The 17,908-nt window shown below is 62.4% G+C and carries 16 protein-coding genes; 4 read left to right on the top strand and 12 right to left on the bottom strand.

Going from position 1 to position 17,908, the window contains the following annotated elements:
- Window positions 1–101 precede the first annotated feature (101 nt).
- Window positions 102–1,265: an ROK family protein gene (locus QNO06_RS01480; protein WP_227913020.1), complete on the bottom strand. Its 1,164-nt coding sequence runs from the start codon at window positions 1,263–1,265 to the stop codon at window positions 102–104.
- A 104-nt stretch (window positions 1,266–1,369) separates the two neighbouring features.
- Complete coding sequence (locus tag QNO06_RS01475; protein WP_227913019.1) at window positions 1,370–2,161, bottom strand: SDR family NAD(P)-dependent oxidoreductase; 792 nt, start codon at window positions 2,159–2,161, stop codon at window positions 1,370–1,372.
- A gap of 123 nt (window positions 2,162–2,284) precedes the next feature.
- On the opposite strand from QNO06_RS01475, the gene QNO06_RS01470 reads away from it, so the two are divergent.
- Window positions 2,285–4,180: an AfsR/SARP family transcriptional regulator gene (locus QNO06_RS01470; protein WP_227913018.1), complete on the top strand. Its 1,896-nt coding sequence runs from the start codon at window positions 2,285–2,287 to the stop codon at window positions 4,178–4,180.
- A 13-nt stretch (window positions 4,181–4,193) separates the two neighbouring features.
- On the opposite strand, the gene QNO06_RS01465 is transcribed toward QNO06_RS01470, so the two are convergent.
- Window positions 4,194–4,760 carry a GrpB family protein gene (locus QNO06_RS01465; protein ID WP_227913017.1) on the bottom strand — a complete coding sequence of 189 codons (567 nt, stop codon included), beginning with the start codon at window positions 4,758–4,760 and terminating at the stop codon, window positions 4,194–4,196.
- Between the two features lie 31 nt (window positions 4,761–4,791).
- On the bottom strand, window positions 4,792–5,289 hold the full coding sequence (locus QNO06_RS01460; RefSeq protein WP_227913016.1) for a DUF2127 domain-containing protein: 498 nt from the start codon (window positions 5,287–5,289) through the stop codon (window positions 4,792–4,794).
- Between the two features lie 387 nt (window positions 5,290–5,676).
- Between QNO06_RS01460 and QNO06_RS01455 the strand changes: the two genes are divergently transcribed.
- Window positions 5,677–6,549, top strand: a complete 873-nt coding sequence (locus QNO06_RS01455) for a pentapeptide repeat-containing protein (protein ID WP_227913015.1) — start codon at window positions 5,677–5,679, stop codon at window positions 6,547–6,549.
- A gap of 315 nt (window positions 6,550–6,864) precedes the next feature.
- Here the strand turns inward: QNO06_RS01455 and QNO06_RS01450 are convergent, their stop codons facing one another.
- From QNO06_RS01450 to QNO06_RS01430, 5 genes are all read right to left on the bottom strand, one after another.
- Window positions 6,865–7,653, bottom strand: a complete 789-nt coding sequence (locus QNO06_RS01450) for an MBL fold metallo-hydrolase (RefSeq protein ID WP_227913014.1) — start codon at window positions 7,651–7,653, stop codon at window positions 6,865–6,867.
- Window positions 7,654–7,745: 92 nt separating this feature from the next.
- Window positions 7,746–7,976, bottom strand: coding sequence for a hypothetical protein (locus QNO06_RS01445; RefSeq protein ID WP_227913013.1), 231 nt, complete (start codon window positions 7,974–7,976; stop codon window positions 7,746–7,748).
- Window positions 7,973–8,587 (bottom strand): ArsR/SmtB family transcription factor, encoded by a 615-nt coding sequence (locus QNO06_RS01440; RefSeq protein ID WP_227913012.1) that lies wholly within the window; start codon window positions 8,585–8,587, stop codon window positions 7,973–7,975. Before QNO06_RS01440 ends, QNO06_RS01445 begins: the two co-directional genes overlap by 4 nt.
- Window positions 8,588–8,910: 323 nt before the next feature.
- Window positions 8,911–10,011 (bottom strand): fatty acid desaturase family protein, encoded by a 1,101-nt coding sequence (locus QNO06_RS01435; protein ID WP_227913011.1) that lies wholly within the window; start codon window positions 10,009–10,011, stop codon window positions 8,911–8,913.
- A 329-nt stretch (window positions 10,012–10,340) separates the two neighbouring features.
- Entirely contained in the window at window positions 10,341–11,057 is a 717-nt protein-coding gene (locus tag QNO06_RS01430) for a DUF998 domain-containing protein (protein ID WP_227913010.1), read from the bottom strand.
- A 52-nt stretch (window positions 11,058–11,109) separates the two neighbouring features.
- Between QNO06_RS01430 and QNO06_RS01425 the strand changes: the two genes are divergently transcribed.
- Window positions 11,110–11,676 (top strand): TetR/AcrR family transcriptional regulator, encoded by a 567-nt coding sequence (locus tag QNO06_RS01425; protein ID WP_227913009.1) that lies wholly within the window; start codon window positions 11,110–11,112, stop codon window positions 11,674–11,676.
- 26 nt (window positions 11,677–11,702) lie between these two features.
- On the opposite strand, the gene otsB is transcribed toward QNO06_RS01425, so the two are convergent.
- The 3 genes from otsB to QNO06_RS01410 form a co-directional block, all read right to left on the bottom strand.
- Entirely contained in the window at window positions 11,703–12,479 is a 777-nt protein-coding gene (gene otsB / locus QNO06_RS01420) for a trehalose-phosphatase (protein ID WP_227913008.1), read from the bottom strand.
- 120 nt (window positions 12,480–12,599) lie between these two features.
- Entirely contained in the window at window positions 12,600–13,643 is a 1,044-nt protein-coding gene (locus QNO06_RS01415; protein WP_227913007.1) for a CU044_5270 family protein, read from the bottom strand.
- Window positions 13,631–14,212: an RNA polymerase sigma factor gene (locus QNO06_RS01410; RefSeq protein ID WP_227913006.1), complete on the bottom strand. Its 582-nt coding sequence runs from the start codon at window positions 14,210–14,212 to the stop codon at window positions 13,631–13,633. The genes QNO06_RS01415 and QNO06_RS01410 overlap by 13 nt, the downstream gene beginning before the upstream one ends.
- A 2,499-nt stretch (window positions 14,213–16,711) precedes the next feature.
- Between QNO06_RS01410 and QNO06_RS01405 the strand changes: the two genes are divergently transcribed.
- Window positions 16,712–17,140, top strand: a complete 429-nt coding sequence (locus QNO06_RS01405; protein ID WP_227913005.1) for a hypothetical protein — start codon at window positions 16,712–16,714, stop codon at window positions 17,138–17,140.
- Window positions 17,141–17,908 lie beyond the last annotated feature (768 nt).

The following is a 17,908-nucleotide window of genomic DNA, read 5'->3' as shown; positions in this document are numbered from 1 at the left end:
AAGTCACCCTACAACCTCGTCCGCCCTTTCGCCTATAAATAGACCAAAGGGCGTGTTGTTATCGCAAGGGCACTGACGGGGCGCTTAGGCCTCGGAGTGCGCTAATCGCTCTTCACGGCATCTCGGGTCAATTTGCTGATTCTGTCGGGAGCAAAGAGGGCATCCTGTGCAATCAGCGATGCCCCGGTGACGCCGGCAATTGCCCCCAGGCGGGAAGGCTCGACGACGAGCCCGGCCAAGGCATAGTCCCTAGCTCCGGCAAAAATCGCCTCGCGGATGCTCGCCAGAAACGCTTCGCCCGCTTCTGCCAAGTTGCCGCCTACTACAACCGCTTGAGGATTCAGCAACCCCACAACGTCAGCGAGAGCCTCCCCAATAACTGACCCCGTTTCCGAGAGAAGCCTCAGAACCTCTCGATCGCCCACACGGGCAAGATTCACAATGTCTTTGCTCGTCCTGACTTTGTATCCGCGGGAGCGTAATTCCTCGCGGATCACGCCGCCGCTGGCCACCTCTTCCAGGCGCTGGAGCCTCCCCGCCCGCTTCGGCGGATAACTTAGGTCTCCCGCCCCGCCGCGGTACCCGTGATAGATGGAGCCGTTGAGTACGAACGCCGAGCCCAACCCGATGCCTGCCTTGACTACGACAACGTCTGTGTACTCCCGCCAGCCGCGACGCGCTTCCGCCAGGGCCAGAATGTTAACGTCCCGATCAACTGCAAAGATGGCGTGCGCATACCTTTTCGCAAAGAACTCCTGAACGAGCACGCCTTCCCACTGCGCATCAACCTGTGGTGTCCCAAGACGCCCAGTTTCACGGTCCACAGGCCCGGGAACGCCAACTCCGACGCCGACCACGTCTTGATGGGTTTTTCCAAGCCGAGCCAGCATGTGATCGAACACCTGACCCGCCCAATCAAAGATGTCATCCGGTCCCTGGCTCGGACCAATGTCAGCCTCATCCTCGCTCAACACGTTTGAGGTCAAGTCGGTAATGGCCAGTCTCGTGTGTGAGCCGCCGATATCCATGGCAAGCAGCAGGCCCGCACTCGGATTTACTGCAAACTCTTCAGGCGGCCGCCCTCCCTGAGAGTCTGACGGTCCCACACTGATGATGATTGACGACTCAAGCAGTTCTTTGAGTCGCCGTTCCAGCGTGATCCTGGACCAGCCGAGTTCATCCCTTAGGCTCCGTCTTGAAGTGGCTCGCCCGGATCGTATGAGGTTCAGGGCTACTCCGGAACCAGTGGCCATGACGTGCGGCATGGGGTCCTGCTCCATTCTGGCGGCAGACTGAAGCCTGCTGAGCGAAGAGATACGTTCATTTATGTACCAAAGGTAGCAGAACGACCGCATTCATCCGCCGTTTCCTAGACCACCGCGGTCAGCACTCCCCCGTCCACGCGCACCGCGGCGCCGTTTGTTGCGGAAGCGACCGGGCTGGCCAGGAACGCCACCATCGCGGCAATCTCTTCGGGCTCGATAAAGCGCTCCAGCAGCGAGGTCGAGTTCGTCCCGATGATCGCCTGCTTCATGGCCTCCTCGGACTGCCCGGTCGAGGCGGCCAGGGCCTGAACGGTGCGGGCCACGCCGTCGGAATACGTGGGCCCGCCCAAGACCGAGTTCACAGTCACGCCGGTGCCTTTGGTGAGTTTCGCCAGCCCGTTGCCCAGGGCGAGCATGGCGGCTTTGGACGCACCGTAGTGGATCATGTCGGCCGGCACGTTGACGCCGGATTCGCTGCTGATGAAGACCACCCGGCCCCAGCCGCGGGCCAGCATGGCCGGCATCAGCCGGCGGGCGAGCTGCGCCCCGCTCAGGGTGTTGACCTCGAAATACCGATGCCACTCGTCGGCGGTGATCTCCGTAAACGATTTCAGTTCGAAGAGGCCGACATTGTTGATGAGGATGTCGACGTCGGACAGTTCCGCGCAGAGCCGCTCGACGTCGTAGGGCACGGCGAAGTCGGCCGCCACACCGTCCACCGCCGCTCCCGGGACCTCGCGCTGCAGGGTTTGAACCGCGGCGGCCAGCCGTGCGGCGTCCCGGCCGTTGAGCGTCACGCCCACACCCTCGCGGGCCAGCGTCCTGGCGGCGGCGTAGCCGATCCCTTCGGTGGAACCGCTGATGAACGCGGTCTTTCCGGTGAGCTGCAGGTCCATGGGTGGTGCTCCTTCGTGTGGTGCGTCGTGTCGGTGCGTGGCGTAGCGCGGGCGTTGCAACCACACTCCCCCGCCCCGATCAGCGCCCAATCAGCGCGCGGCCGCGCCTACTAGAATCAGCTGGTGAGTAAGCTGTGGATCCGCGTTCTTGGCCCCATCGGCGCCGAGCTCGCCGGCACCCCGCTGCGCCTGTCCAAAGCCCGGCACCGTGAACTGCTCGGCATCCTGGCGGCCGCCCGCGGCCGCACCGTTTCCACCCAGCGGCTGGTCGATGAGTTGTGGGAGGACGCTCCGTCCGGCGCCGTGGGAGCCGTCCGCACCTTCATCGGCGAGCTGCGCCGGATCCTGGAGCCGGACCGCCTGCCCCGCACTCCCCCGGCGGTCCTGCTCACCGTCGGCAGCGGGTATTCGCTGCGGCTGGGGGCGGACGACGTCGACCTCTGGCGGGTTGAACAGGATGCGGAGGCCGCGGCAGGACTGGAGCCGGCAGCACGCGAACGGGTGTTGGCCGCGGCGCTGGGGCAGTGGCGCGGCACCGCCTTCGAAGAGTTCGGCACCCGTCCGTGGGCAATGGCCGAACGGGCGCGGATCGCGGAATTGCGGGCAACTACGGTGGAGCAGCTGGCGGACGCCCGGCTGGAGCTGGACCGGCCGCAGGAGGTGCTTGCCCTGCTGGATGCGCATATCGGCGAGCATCCGTGGCGCGAAGAGGGCTGGCGGCTGCTCGCGCTGGCGCTCTACCGCACGGCACGGCAGGCCGACGCCCTCGCCCTGCTGGCCCGGGCCCGCGCGACGCTGCGGCAGGATTTGGGCCTGGACCCCGGGCACCGGCTGGCCGAGTTGGAACAGCGCATCCTGCGCCAGGATCCGGCGCTGGATCTGGCGTCCGGGCCGGTGCCCGGTGCGGACGCGGCGCCCGACGACGGCGGCTCGCTCCTGGCGCGGACCGCCGCCGCCGCTTCGGGAACCGGCACACGTGCACAGCTGGAGAGTGTGGCCGGCCTATTGCCGGTGCTGGCGGTGTCCGGATCTGTCCGGTTGGCGGCGGAGCAGCGGCTGGCGGCCATTGCCGCCGCCGAGCAGTTCGGCGATCCGGAGCTGGCGGCGCGCGTGATCGGCGGCTTTGAGGTGCCCGGGAGCTGGACCCGTTCTGACGATCCCGCACAGTCGGCCGCCGTCGTCGACGCCGCGTTGCGGACGCTGCGGATCCTGCCCTCCGGGGCCTCTGCCCGGGTGCGGGCGCGGCTGCTGGCCACCATTGCGATGGAATCCCGCGGCACGGCGGACCGGCTGGCGGAGGCCGTTGAAGCGGAACAGATTGCCCGGCAGCTGAACGATCCCGCGCTGCTGTGTTTCGCGCTGAGCGCCCGGTACCACCAGACGTTTTCCACCGCCGGGCTGGCCGCCGAGCGGGCTGCGATCGGCGCCGAGATTGTTGCGCTGGCGGTGGAGGCCGAGTTGCCGACGTTCGAGATCCAGGGACGGCTGATCCGGATGCAGGCGCTCTGCGCCCTCGATGACCTTGCGGCGGCTGAGCAGGAGGCTGACCTGATCGACGCGCTGGCCGCCCGTTTCGACCGGGGCCTTGCAACGGTGTTTACCGGCTGGTTCCGCTGGACTTTCCTGCAGGGGCCACGGCCGCCGGACGGAGAGGAGATGCCGGGCTTCCGGACCGGCCTGCCTGCCCTGGCGGAACTTACTGCTGCCGTCCGTGCGGGAACCGAGCTGCCGGACGGGGACTTCGGCCCGCATGAACCATGGGTCCGTCCGCTGCTGCTGGCCCGCTCCGGCCGGCTGGCCCAAGCCCGTGCTGCCCTTGACGTCCTGCCCGGGCCTCCGCGGGACCTGCTCCTGGAAGTGTTCTGGTTCCTGACCGGGCTCGCCGCCGTGGAAACGGGTCACCGGGATGCGGTCCGCCGTGCGCGCAGCGCCCTCCTGCCGGCGGCCGGGGAACGAGCTGCGGGCAGCGCGGCAATCGATCTGGGACCGATCCGTCTTCTGCTGGAGCGGCTCCGCTAGACAGGCGCCGCAGTTAGAGCGCCCGGGCCGCCCGCGCCCGGGCCTTGATCGCCGAAATGACGTCGGTTTTGGCGTCGGCGTAGTCGTTCATGTCATCCCACCGCCTGTTGAGCAGTGTTCTTTTGGTCGCCTCGTAAAGGGCACGGTCCTCCGCATCCGCCCGCAGATGGTCGCGCAGCAGGAGGTAGTCCTCCACCGCGGGATCACCCTGCTCATACAGGTGCACGTGCACGTCCCGGGCCGGCGTCCGGACCAGGCGATGCCCCGGTTCACGTACCCGCAGCTGGTATCCAGCGGCCAGCAGCTGATCGAGGTAGTCCTCTTCGGCGGTGATGTCCTTCACCGCAACCACAATGTCGATGATCTGTTTCGCCGCCAGTCCGGGCACCGACGTCGAGCCGATGTGTTCGATGCCGACGCGGGCTGGTGCGAGGGCGGCCTCGATCCGGTGACGGTGGGTCAAATACACCGCCGGCCACTCGGCGTCGTAGTCGTGCAGCGCAATCTCGAGTTTCTCGGGGCCGCCGATCAGCTCCACGGTCGTCACATCCGGCCGGCGCTGTTTTCTTCTGTTGCTCACCAGGTGATCCTCTCAGGGCTTCGCCCCTAAATTATGTCCGGGCTTGGGCCCGGCGCGCCCCGTATTCGTGCCAGGTCAGCCCCACGACAAAAATATCGAACAGGGTCAGCAGCACCAGGGCCCATGAGAACGAGGCAAAGATTTCGTAGGCCTGAAAGGCAATGAAAACCAGCAGGAACCCGATCATCCAGGGATAGGCCCAGAGGTAGTCCTTGAGCACCGCCCAGACCAGGACTATTTTCACCAGGCCATGCAGCAAGAGGTACGCCGCTCCAAAGAGTGACGCGGAGACGGTCAACGAGTCGGCCCAGTGCTTCAGCGCGTTGGCGATCAGGTTTCCCGGGTCTTCGGAGAGTTCATGCTGGGTCAGAAATTGAACGATGGACCCGATCTCGCGGGGGGTAACGAGCAGCAGGAATATTCCACCAACAAACTCCAGCAGTCCGTCCAGTCCCTTGAGGGTCAGGCTGATCCGAAAGGTCCGGCCCAGCAGCGTCTTGTCCGGCCCACCGTCTGCCGGTTGTTCCACCAGGGCCTCCCTCGTTGCCGCTGTTGCTCTTATGCGTCTGACGCCTTAACGACTGAGTCCTCCGCTCCGTGCGGATATCTCGACCGCACGCGTTTCACAGCTTCCGACGGCGGTGTTACGGTCACAATTCGTTGTCCGTTTTCCTGCCGTGGGGCTTTCGGAAGAAACCCTTTCGCCCGCCCGCAGGCCTGTCGGCTAACCGACCGGTGGGACGCGATGCTACTTTTGGCCGTAGTGACATACCTATTTTCTCTGTGATCCAGAGTCGATGCAGCAATTTCCGCCCGCTTCCCTTGGGAGTGGTGATTTTGTGTGCCCTGGAGGGGAACTCCTTCACGAGTTCCCCTGGCACCCGGTCCTTCATTGAACTCACTGAGAAAAGATCACATGCCCTTCACATCGAACGATCCCACCGCGTCCTCCGCACCTGTCCTCGACCGGCAGTCCTTGCGCCCCGATTGCAGTAACTGCTTCGCGCTCTGCTGCACGGCCCTGGGGTTTTCCCGCACCTCGGACTTCGCCATCGACAAACCGGCAGGGACTCCCTGCAAAAACCTCGATACCGGTTTTTCCTGCACCATCCACGACAGTCTGCGCCCGCGGGGCTTCCGCGGATGCACCGTTTTTGATTGCTTCGGCGCCGGCCAGAATGTCTCCCAAAACCTTTTTCAAGGAGTCAGTTGGAAAGCGGAGCCGGCTACATCAAAAGATATGTTCCAAACGTTCAAAATTGTCCGGCAGCTTCACGAGATGCTCTGGTACCTGGCAGAAGCCGCCGGCAGGACCTTTGACCCGGATACCTCTCACCAGGTTAACGACCTCAGAAGGGCGATCGAGAAGGCGATGGGCGGTGTGCAGCAGACGTTATCCCTCGATCTTGGCAGCACGCACGAGCGGGTTCGGTCCATACTGATGAGCGTCAGCGAAGAAGTGCGGTCCGCATATCTTGCCACTGGTGATGATCACCTGGATTCCTGGCTTGTCCCGGGAGCGGACCTCATGGGCAAGACGATGAAGTCCCGTTCGTTGTGCGGAGCGGACCTCCGGGGCGCGTATCTCATTGCCGCGGACCTGCGGGGCTGCAACCTTTCAGGGGCTGACCTCCTTGGGGCTGACCTCAGAGACGCCCGGCTTGAAGGGGCCGACCTCTCCAAAAGCCTTTACCTGACACAGGCGCAGCTGAATGCCGCCCACGGTGACGGGTGCACGCGCCTACCCCCGGAACTCGACATTCCTGCTCATTGGCCAAGCAACAGCTAAGGGCGATACGAGCGGCAGCCAATACCCGGCTGACGGGATCGGACGGCGAGGCTGGGAACGGGCTCTCCAGCAGCTGCCGCGCCTTGGCCTGCGTGCTTGGCACGCTGGTGATGAGGGAATCAGGCGAGAACGACGACGTGTTTCCCCGGCCGGTGCCCCGGGAACCCTTCTGCCAACCTGGCACACGCGGGTACGAGCGGGCCATTGCCGCTCCGGGCAGCGGCATCCGGATCGTCCGAACCCTAAATCAAGACCGCAGGGGTTATGTCACAGCGTCCGTGCGCTTGCGGCGTGTGGGGCCGGTAAGGCGGTGCATCATCGCGGCGCGCAAGGTGCACCCGTCGGCCAGAGAATGAAGTCGTCGCAGACTAGCCGTACCGGGTCCGGACCTGCAGCGTCCAGGGCAGATCGCAGCATGTGCAGATGTTTGGTTGTCATTTCGAGGGGCGGCTCGTCAGGCTGGTAGGTCGTGCGTTCCGGATAGTCGACGCCCGCCGTGCTTGTCATTTCGATGTGACACCCCACGACGTAGGTCACGGGGTGCGAATTGCAGAACTTGATGAGGCGGTCAATGCTCTGGGAGAAGGCCGGCCAGTCATTGATGTACAGCCGGCCCCGGTACACCGAGTCACCGGTAAAGAGGATCCCGGTCCGCGGGTCGTAGAACGTGACGGCACTACTATCGTGACCCGGCGTGGGGAGAACTGTGAGTATCCGTCCACCCAGGTCAATTTCGCCGGACTGATCCGGGGCGTCAGCGAACCCAAAGTATTGCCAGGCGGCCATCTGGTGTGCCGGCACGAGCGTTGTGCGGGGGCGGCCGGAGAACTGGGCGTCACCGGCGACGTGGTCTCCATGTGCATGTGTATGCAGGATCAGGAGTTCGTAGGAAGGGTCTACGCCGGATTGACGGTGAAGCCAGAACTCGATGAGTTCGTCGACGACGGCGCGCAGCGGGAAGTGTTGGTGGTCGGCCGTTGCTCCAGTGTCGAGCAGCACCACGCGCTCCTCTCCAAAAAGGAGGAACATGAAGGGAGCCTCGTAATGAACCGCCTTATTCTGCCGCAGGACAACCGTGTCGTCGTCGTACCAGTAGACCTGCACATCGGGGTCCGCATTGTGTTTCGAAGACTCCGACCCATGGATCCATCGCGTCGGTAAAGGACGCGCAACGGGTCCCCCTGCAGATCGAAACTTCATTGCTCTCGCCACAACAGCAGGTGAAGCCCGCTGTGTGCGACGGCGCTGGCATCCGTTCGGCGTTCAAGGTGCTCCCTGAAGAGCGCCGCCTCCGGCCCCTCGGGGCGGGCCAGCCTGGAACCGGCTGCAATTAATGCCGCCCCGAGGCGGATCAGGGCACGGGAGGTGAACCCCGCATGCACGTTGAGGGTGGCGGGAGGGCAGTACCCGAGGCTGGCAGAACTCATGGCTGCTCCTGGAAATCGGTAAGGGGAAAGGCGTTGAAGTGCAGCTGCACTGGGCGGGCCCTGGCTGCTCCGGGTTCACTGCGGTAGGTCTCGAGCTTCTCGCGCAGGAACGCTTCCATGTCGCGGTTGAGTGCCTTGAGTTGGTCCGGGGTGAAGTAGGCGTTGAGCGTGCTGAGCATGGCGGCGTCGGCCCACTCTTCCGGCAGTGCAGACGGGTCGCTTGCCGTGAATGCCGCCAATGCCTCTGCACGTCCCTGGGCGAAGTGCCGGTTGACCTGCCGGGAAGCCTCCCGGAGGGCGGGGTCTTGTTCCGACGCGGAGGTACTGAGGATCAGGGAGCCGCGCGGACGTTCCCACCACCGCTCACGCGCGGACCCTCGATCCGGGACTTCGCGGACCAGGCCGTGCCGAGCCAGTTGCCGCAAGTGGTAGCTCGTCGCTCCGCTCGATTCCCCAACCCGCTTACCCATGCTGCTCGCTGTCTGCGGCCCGTACTGGGACAGGATGTCGAGCAGCTGCACCCGGAGGGGGTGGGCGAGGGCCTTGAGAACGGGGCCGTCGAGGGTGCGGTCGCCGTCGCGGGTTGGTTGCGGATCAGTCTGCGGGGTCATGCCCTCATCATGACAGTGCAAAGGTTTATTTGCAAACGTTTCTTTGCACTGCCGATCCGGGGTACAACTCCGCCAGGATCGCAGCAACCCCCGGGACGACGTCGCTCCTCTGCGGGAGAAACGGTGAGCCTTCCGGAAGGGGCGGGCGACGACGACGGCTCGGACCTGCCAGAACCACAATTGTCCTCACACGCGCCACGGACGGGCTCGGAAGAGCGCCGGCCACACCCGCCAGCTTGTGGGAGATCAGCGAGAACCTCTGCCCCGACGCGGCCACCCCGATGCAGGACCAGACCCTCAAATAGTGCGGCAGATCGTCCCGGCTACACGCGGTGCGTGCTGGCCAGCGGGCAGGCCCACGTATCCACGCCTCCGCGGCCCACCTTGTTGATGTAGGCGGTGACATCCCGCAGGGATTGGCCCAACGCGGTTTCGGTATACCGCACGCCCAGCTGCTCACAGTGCTGGCGGACCAGCGGGGCAACTTTTCGCAAATTCGGGCGGGACATGGAGGGAAACAGGTGGTGCTCCACCTGGAAGTTCAGGCCTCCCATAAAGGTATCCACCCACCGGCCGCCGGTGATGTTTCGGCTCATCAACACCTGGCGGCGCAGGAAATCGATGCCCGCGTCCCGGGGCGCAATCGGCATGCCGATGTGGTTCGGCGCGAAGGAAATACCCATATACAGGCCGAAAACGGCGAGCTGGACGCCGATGAACGCTGCCCCCTTGCCCGGTGACAGCACTACGAAAACCAGCACCGCATAACTGGCCAGGCGGACACTGATGAAACCGAGTTCCACCCACCGCCGCTTGACCCGGCCGGGTCCCAGTACTCGCTTGAGGCCCTGGACATGCAGGTTGACGCCCTCAAGCAGGAGCAGCGGGAAGAAAAAGTAACCCTGTTTCATGGCAAGCCAGCGTGTGAAACGGTTTTTGCGCGCGTCGGCCGCCTCGGGGGTGAAGGCCAGGACGCCGGGCGCGATATCCGGATCCGTGCCGATCTTGTTCGGTGCAGCATGATGCTTGCTGTGTTTTGAATTCCACCAGCCCAGGCCCATACCGGCAAAAAGGTTAACCACGATCAGTGAGACCCATTCATTCCACTTCGGCGACACGAAGATCTGCCGGTGCGCGGCGTCGTGCCCCAGAAACGCGATCTGTGTCATCAACAGCGCCAGCACCACCGCGGTCACCATCTGCCACCAGGTGTTCCCCAGCAGGACGAAGGCCAAGGCCAGCACCAGGCCAATCAGCGTCAACCCGATCAACTTGCTCCAGTAGTAGCCGTAGTTCCGGCGCATGTAGCCGGCTTCCTGGACCTGCCGGGTCAAAGCCGTAAAGTCACTGATGTGCCGCTGGCGGGCCGGGCCAGATGGTCGGTGTTTGCCTTCTCCACTCGAATCCACACTGGTACCCGTCATAAGGGCGTCTTCCATAATTCACTCTCATATCGGCGGACAAAGTCCGTGTCATATTAAGGAACAGCACCGAATCCGCTCCTTTGGCTGGGGCGCAGATCCGCTGCTGTGTGCATTTCCGGCTGATGGCCGGCCTAAACTAAGGGTGCTTAGTATATACGGAAGACGGCAACTCCGTTTACACATAGACACGGCGCGCCGCGCTTACTCGGCTGCCAAGCTACGGGCGGAGGAGCGACGAGGTGACCCCCTACGGGGCCGAAGTGGTGGTGGTCCACTTTGTCCTTTTTGAGGACTAGGGTTCGTCACGGCGTTCTACGAGTCGGGAGGAATCAGAGAGCAAGACTTCCCGTCGGCGCGGAACCGAGAATCGCTTCCTGGTTTGAGGTGGTGCTCCGGTGGCCGAGTGTCGTCATCAGGAGGATCACGCCCAGCACGGCACCCCACATGGTGAGGGTATCGAAGGCGAGGCGCTCGATAATGCCGAGGCCCAGTGAAATCGATGGCCCACCGCTGATCGCATCAATGAAAAGAACAAAACCGGCAATCGAGAGTGCGAGACTCACCAAGGTCAGGGCTGACGCCCATCGTGCGGCCGCGCTGCCTCTGAGTGCGAAGGCAAGGAAGGCCATCCCGATCCACTGCATCAGGGCCTGGGCAAGGGCCACGGCGTCATGAGCCTCCGGGTGAACATCCCAAGGCAGGAAGCCGACCAGCATCACAAGTACACCGCCCGCGGCGAGGAATGACATCGCGGTTTTCCCTGTCCGCTGCCGAGGCCAGGCCGACCACAGCAGGATGGCTCCGACGGCCATGAGGGCTCCGTTGGCGATCGTGGAACCGTTGGCCAGCAGATGGCCGGGGGAACAAATGTATCGCTCAACGCGCGTGCCGGCGTCGAACGTCCTGCACGCAGTCACGCCCAGATCGCTGATGAAATTTGCGGACCAGGAGTACGGGTTTGGCCACTGCGCGGCCGCAATTACCTGAGCCGGAAAGGTCAGCAGGCACAGAGTCCATAGCGCGGCGCCCAAACGAAGTCGTGTCATGCCCCGAGCATACAATACGAACGTATGGTTTGGTTCGGAGTAATCTCGAATCATGACCTCGGCGGGCGCGCAGCGCATTCTTACGGCTGTGCAGGACATTCTTGTTGAGCGGGGCCTTGAGGATGTGACGATCCGCAACGTCGCCGCAGCCGCCGGCCTCTCCATAGGTGCCGTCCAGCATCACCATAAGACGAAAGACGATTTGATCATGGCGGCCATGAACGAGGTCTCCAGGAACTTCATCGAGCGGGTGGCCTCCGCCGTGCACCCGGAGGCATCAGCGCGGCAGAATCTGGGCGCGGTGTGCAGGATTCTCGGAGGGGTGGACGACGAATCCCGCACCGCTTCGGTCATTTGGTTGTCCTACGCCTCGAAGGCGACAACCAGCAGCGCAGTTGCCAGCGCCCATCAGGCATCCTGGCGGCTTATGGAAGAAGGCCTGACAACTCTGCTCCGACAATGGAACCCGGACCTCGCGGAGGATGACGCCGCCATGCTCATGGCGCTGCTCGACGGCCTGGCCATCGCCAGGGTAACCGAGACCGACCGAATGACGTCCGAGCGGGCTCAGCGCCTCATCGACCAACACCTCAAAGGGCTCGAACCTCCGTCCCGCTAAGGCGATCCAGGAGCGGACACCCCTTACTATCGCACTGCGGCACTGAGTTGCTGCAGCCAGGACTGGAACTGTTCGGGGCTGTCGAAGTGGGCGCCGGCTATATTGCTTACTTCCGGAGCCATGTCAGCGCCGTCAATAACTAGCGCGTGCCCGCCTGCTGCGGTTGCCGCTTCGAACGCTGGCATGTCTCCTCTATCATCACCTGCGTACGCGACAGTCTGGATATTCCCAGCATTGATGATCCTCTGAAGGGCAGTGCCTTTGTCCTGTTTGAGAGGCATTCGGAGTTCCTCGACGAACTTGCCGGGTTCATGGCGCAGCCCATGAGTGTCGATCACTTCTTGGACGAGCGGGGTGATTCGTTTCGTGGCGCTGTCACGATCTGGTGCCCGCCGCCAGTGGACAGCGACTGCGAGGGACTTTTCTTCGACGTAGATACCCTCAAGGTTGTCTAGTTCCCGGTGCAACACCTGAGTGGCTGCTCTCACCGCTGTCATCCACTGTTGAGCTTCGGGGACAACCTCGATGCCATTTTCAGTGAGGTGTTCAAGACCGTATGAACCATAAAGTTCTACTCCTGGAATGGATGCCCGCGCCGCCAGAAAGCCGGCAGGTCGCCCGGAGAGGAGCGCTACAACCGAGAGTCTGGTCGCCAAGCTTGAGAGGATCTCCTTCGTGCCTGGCAACAGCTCGCTGGCATCGGGATCCTCGGTTATTCGAGAAAGAACGCCGTCAAAATCCATGACCAACCCAGCGTTCTCATTGGCTATCAGAGCTTGCATCACCGTGGTCGCTGCATCCATACATTCACCCTAGCCGAGAGCATTCAGCGCTATTCGGCGGAGACCCGATCCCCACCGCAACAGTCCCGTGCCATTCCAGCGAGGACAGCAACAGAAAAGCTGTCCCGCTCACGGATCCCCTCATGGAGCGGAGTCCACCACGGAAGTCCGCACCGATCGCCAGGACGAAACGGTACCGGCGGGGGCGCCGTCGTAATCCTGCAGCGAAACAACCTGCTCACCGATCACCAGTCCCGTGGCAGGATCGATGACGAGATCACTGCGCCATATGCCATCGAGGCTGACCATGCCGAGGGCGACGCCCTCCCTGCCGTCGGCCATGACCACGCTGCCCACAGCGTCGACGCCGGGAATCAGCGCGGCGGCCCGGTACAGGGCTACACGGAGATCCGACGGGATCACGCCCGTGCGAAGGATTTCCTTGACCATCTCAAATGCCTTGTCGTCCGGGGTCCCACGGTCCTTCGTGTACTCGTATATCCGGTCGAGGAGCTTGGCCGGATCCCGGGGCAGCCCGCTGGTATCGGCCGGCGGCACGCCAAGTATCGTGTAGCCGGCACCGTCGAAGTCACCGCCCGGCGCCCGGAAAACCCCCACCATGGCGGCTTCTGTTCGCGGATCATTAACCGCCCGGTTGCGGGCGAGTTCCTTGACCACCTCGGGTGCCGAGTCTGCCGGAACCTGAGCTTCCCGGTTCCACACCCACTCACCCTCCAGATCGGAGGGAACATAGAGCTGATCGCGGGAAAGCGCATCCCAGGAAAGCACTACGCCGTCCGCCGCGAAAGTGTTGGAGAACAACTCCTCCCTTTCGATTTTCAGATACTGCCCCGGAAGGAGCACCGGATCCGCGGTACTCATCGCGGCCGCTTCCACGTCATCAAGCAGTTGGGTTGCCTCCGCTGTTGCCCGGCCGCGATCAGGCAGAACGACGTCGGCCGTCACCAGGACGCCGACGAGGAAGGCCGCCGCTGCCGCCAACAGAGTGATGCGGCGGCGCGCCTTGCCGCGGCCGGCTGCCCGAGGCGGTGCCGCGACTGCGGTGTCCACGGAGGAAACAACCCCTATGCCTGCCAGAACTTTGCGGCGGTGGCGGGCCAGTGTTGCCGGCGGAGGGGAGGCAATGCCGCTGCGCATTCCGCGGAGCAGTGTTATTTCGTCCATGCTTGTTCTCCTTTGTCTGCAAGCTGCACGGCGTCAAGCGCGCTGCGCAGGGTCCGCCGTGCCCGGTTCAGACGGGACCGGACGGTACCGATCGGAACGTCCATAGCGGCGGCAATACCCTCGTAGGTCAGGTCTCCCCAGGCATAGAGAAGCAGCGTGTCCCTGTCGATGACGGGCATCGACTTCAACGCCACGGCGATCTGGCCTGTGGCCACCAGGGCATCCGTCTGGGCAGCGACCCTGTCGGATTCATCCGCCACGGAGTCCCGCAGACCTGCCTTCGCTGCGGCTTTCAGCATCCTGGCTTCTGTCCGGTGGTGTCGACGCAGCAGGTTGGTAGCGATGCCGAACAGCCAGGGCCGCGCGTCGTCGTGGTCGTAGTCGTAGCTCTCGAGCCGTTCCCATGCGACCAGGAAGGTTTCGGCAATAACATCGTCGGCAGCGAACTCCCCTGCCCGGCGCGCTGCATACCGGTAAAGGCCGGCAGCGTGCCTGTCATACAGTTCCCCGAAGACGGCCGGGTTGTCCCGGGCAAGGCGAATGATTTCGCCGTCAGTGTCTGTGCTCACACTATGTATTGCCCGAACATCGCTTTAGGGTTCACGGACCCAATACCGGCACGGCTCTCACTCAGGATGTCGGATTTCACCTGACCACTAATGGAACCAGCAGTTTTTTGAACACCAGTCATCACTGCATTCACAGTTTGGTTGCCTGCCTCAATGCCGACCTCCGCCACCCCTTGGCAGCACACGGCGAGCTATGACGAAAGCCCAACACCCGCCGCTCAGCAACGGTAAGAGCACCCAAAAAACAAAAGCCTGCCCGAGTGTCATGGAACCCACAACCGCCTGCCACAGGACAGGGACGGCTAACGCCGCTAGCGTAGCCGCGAGAAAACAGGTGCACAGAGCAATCCACGGCGGCCGACTAGATGCCGCATGCATCAGAAGAACCACCGGTCCCCCCACGAGGAGTGAAAAAATAAACCAGGGAACTGCAACCCATGCAGCGAAGATAAAACCCATGCCAGCAGGACCGAAATCATCCGTGGCACCGGGTGGACTCATCACCACCAACACCCAGACAAGCCCGCCAACAGAGACAGCATTGAGCCATGCACCACGAAAATAAAGACGCCAGCTGGATCCTGACACTCCTCGTTCTATGTGGGCTCCCGTCTCTTTTTCATTGGACACGTACCAGAACATACAGGAGCTCGAACGCCAATCCGTCTGATCGGACGCCTCCGGGTTCCAGTTGATGATGATCAGAAGAAACTCTGGCATCGGCGGTAGCTGACTGGTTGTTGTTCGACGCGCCCCCCATACTGTCAGTTTCTGAAACGGTGAGTTCTGCGCCAGTTGCATTCCAGTCCAGTGTGTAGGACCCTTCTTCGATTGGCCGGTATCCGTCGTCAGTGCTCTATGTCTGCGATTGGTGTTCAGCTTCCGCTTCTCCAATTGGATCTATCAAATAAATGAAAGCTGAACGTGCCACGCGAAGAGACTCGTGACATGCGTGGATAAGTTCCTGAATGGACGGCTGAGGGCAGCACCGGGACTTCGAGTGCATCTCGGTGAATGCTCCCACACCGAGCTCGGCCGACGACATAGCTGAACTCTTCAGGGGCGCGATCCGTTCCGGGCAAACGGTCAGAGAAACCATGCGTACACTCGTCGAAGCCAGTGACACCGCTGGAGTATCACTGGATGATGTCATCGCGATACTGCGCAACATCTGGACTGCATCGTCTGAAACAAACAAGGGTGACGATGAAATGCAGTCTCCTTTAGTCCCCAGGCGTTGGACGCCGCTAATTAGTAGCAGCTCGCAGTGATCCTTGTCCTGAATTGCACGCATTACCCCATTTCGCCCGCGAGAATGTTACCCATAAGGCGTTTGGTGATCCTCCTGCGCGCTGGCATTATGGCCCACCAAAATAAGGGCACGCGAACGCTCGTCACACCGGGAGTCATCGGGCTGAATAACCTGGACATGTCATGGATGAAGCAGCACTGAAGCGCGCTGGAGCCCAATGGCCTATTAGATCCTGTTGTACAGTCGGTCATAAATCGCCGTAGGGTAAGTTCGCGAGGCGAGGTTATGATCACTAACGAATGGAGGGGATTCGATGCGGTCGACCAAGACTCTGAAGCACATCAGTGCAGGGAGCTTAGTATCAGCTCTGACATTGTCAGTTTTCCTATTAAGCGGTTGTGGCAGTAGTAACTCGGAAGCGCCGACAGCGACGCCCAGTCCGACGGCGAGTCAAAGTTCGACAGCAAGTCCGAGCCCAACGCAGAGGCCCTCTGCCACGCCGACGGCCTCTGAGCCGGTGTCTGAAACACCGGCGGCAGAAGCGCCGGCCGCTGAGGCTCCCGCTCCTGTTCCACCTCCAAACCCGGCGATTAACCCCCAGCCGGCTACTGTGGAGTTTGTTTCGGCGGAGGAAGCCGTAGACATCATTGCGGAACACCTCCAGTACAGTCCCGACCTTAGGTATGACGTTACCGATAATGGGGACGGGACCTACAGTGTGCAGGTCACTGTTCTGTCTATCGTGGCGCAGGGAGGATCCGGGGACGCAGGGACATACCTGGTGAGGCAGGATCGAGCCTATTTCTTGAAGTAGATCAAGAGGCGGGCCTGAGGCTGTTGCGACAGGTCCTGGAGTCCGTTTCTCTGTTTAGCGAAGCGATCTTGCCACCACCCCTATGGTGATGCGTCCGTAAGCAGCCACGATATTTGAAGTAGTTCAGTCATCCTCAGAGTGTTTCAGAGGAAAGTTCGCCGGTTAGTCGATCCTTCCTCGATGACTCCGGATGGTTTGATGTGGTGCGGCAGAGGCTGGCTAGGGAACCCTGCTGGTCATTAGTCTCGGCCGACGGCGAGATCCTCGCCAAGGGCCGCTGTACGTTTGCGCCGGCCTAACTGCCGTTCGCTGCAGAGACCGTTGAGTAACACAGGTAAGACTTCCTTGTCCGGTAGGGTGGGGGCGTCGCGCCCGTGGGGCGCGAGGGAGAGGTTCGGGGGGGAACGTTTTGCTTCGGAGACCGTCAGTAGGAATGGTCGTTACTCTGTCGATGTTGGGTGGTTTCGCCCTCGGGATCGGCACGCTACCCGCCCATGGGCTCGATGAATCCGAGACGGAGTCCACGACAAGCTCATCGGCTGCTGATGAGCTTGTGCCCTCACCTGCTTCGGCTACAGGATTTCGTGGGCTCAAGGATGATCCAAAGACAGCTGTGTACGAACCGTTCATCGGTTGTTCTGCTGAGTATGTAAATGGTCCAGGCGCTGCCCTGGACCGGAGCAGCATGATCGGTCCGGAGAATAGCGTGATGGTTTCTCCCGCTGAGATGAGTTCCATGGGTCGGCCCGGAACTGAGGTTGAGGCACAAGCTCAGGCCTGGAATGAGCTAAGCCAGGAAGAACGCGGTGAACAGTTGTGCCGCGCGGCTCAACAGAACGCTGTTATCGACGAGGTGCGTTGAGTACCGAACGCAGGGCTACGAGCCTCCATGGACCGGCCCGGTCAATTAGGCCCGACCTTTTGGTAAGAATAGTGCTGATTGCCACCCTTCTTCCCATACTTCTCTTGGTCATGCTTTCAGCCGCCACCATTGTCTCCTTTGCCCGGGGAACGGGTGCCGTGTGGGCCCAAGTAACGATATATCTGCCGTTCCTCGCAGCGGTTCTCGCCGCGGTCGTGACCGGTGTCCTAATGAGACGAGCTGAGACGACCCGGAGGGCATGGGCGATGTCCCTTTGTACGGTCACGCTGCTCCTCGTCGCGGCGTTTCCGCCCATTTATAGCTTCAGTAAGGCAATGGCTGAGGAGTTATGCGAAAACGCGCCCGGCGGCAGGGGGTACTACGGGGCACCTCATGAAGCTCCCGGCATCTGCCACTGGGCCAGAAACTAATTGCGCTTGGGGCAACGTTGATGGGGGTGACTGTTCTCGGCTACGCTCACGAACTCGTCGAGATTGAGGCTCTGGCAGCGGCAGTTGACTAGCAGCTGCCCTCTCAGGCCGTCGCTATAAACGATCCTCCATCGGGCGCTGAAGCCGTCTCTGCTGAACCGGTCCTTGCCGCCTGCTCTTAGTCTCCGTGTGTTTTGCGGAAAGATGACGGGGATGTTTTCGCTTTACGGTCCTACCTGAGCAGAAGACCAACGACCCACAGAACGATTGCGATCGCGCCGGCGATCGCAACGGCGAAGCCGCGACGACGGGAGATCGTTAGGCCTTGGAAGATCAT

Origin of the sequence: Arthrobacter sp. zg-Y20 (assembly GCF_030142075.1) — a bacterium.
Lineage (GTDB): Bacteria > Actinomycetota > Actinomycetes > Actinomycetales > Micrococcaceae > Arthrobacter_B.
This window is presented reverse-complemented; position numbering and strand designations above follow the sequence as displayed.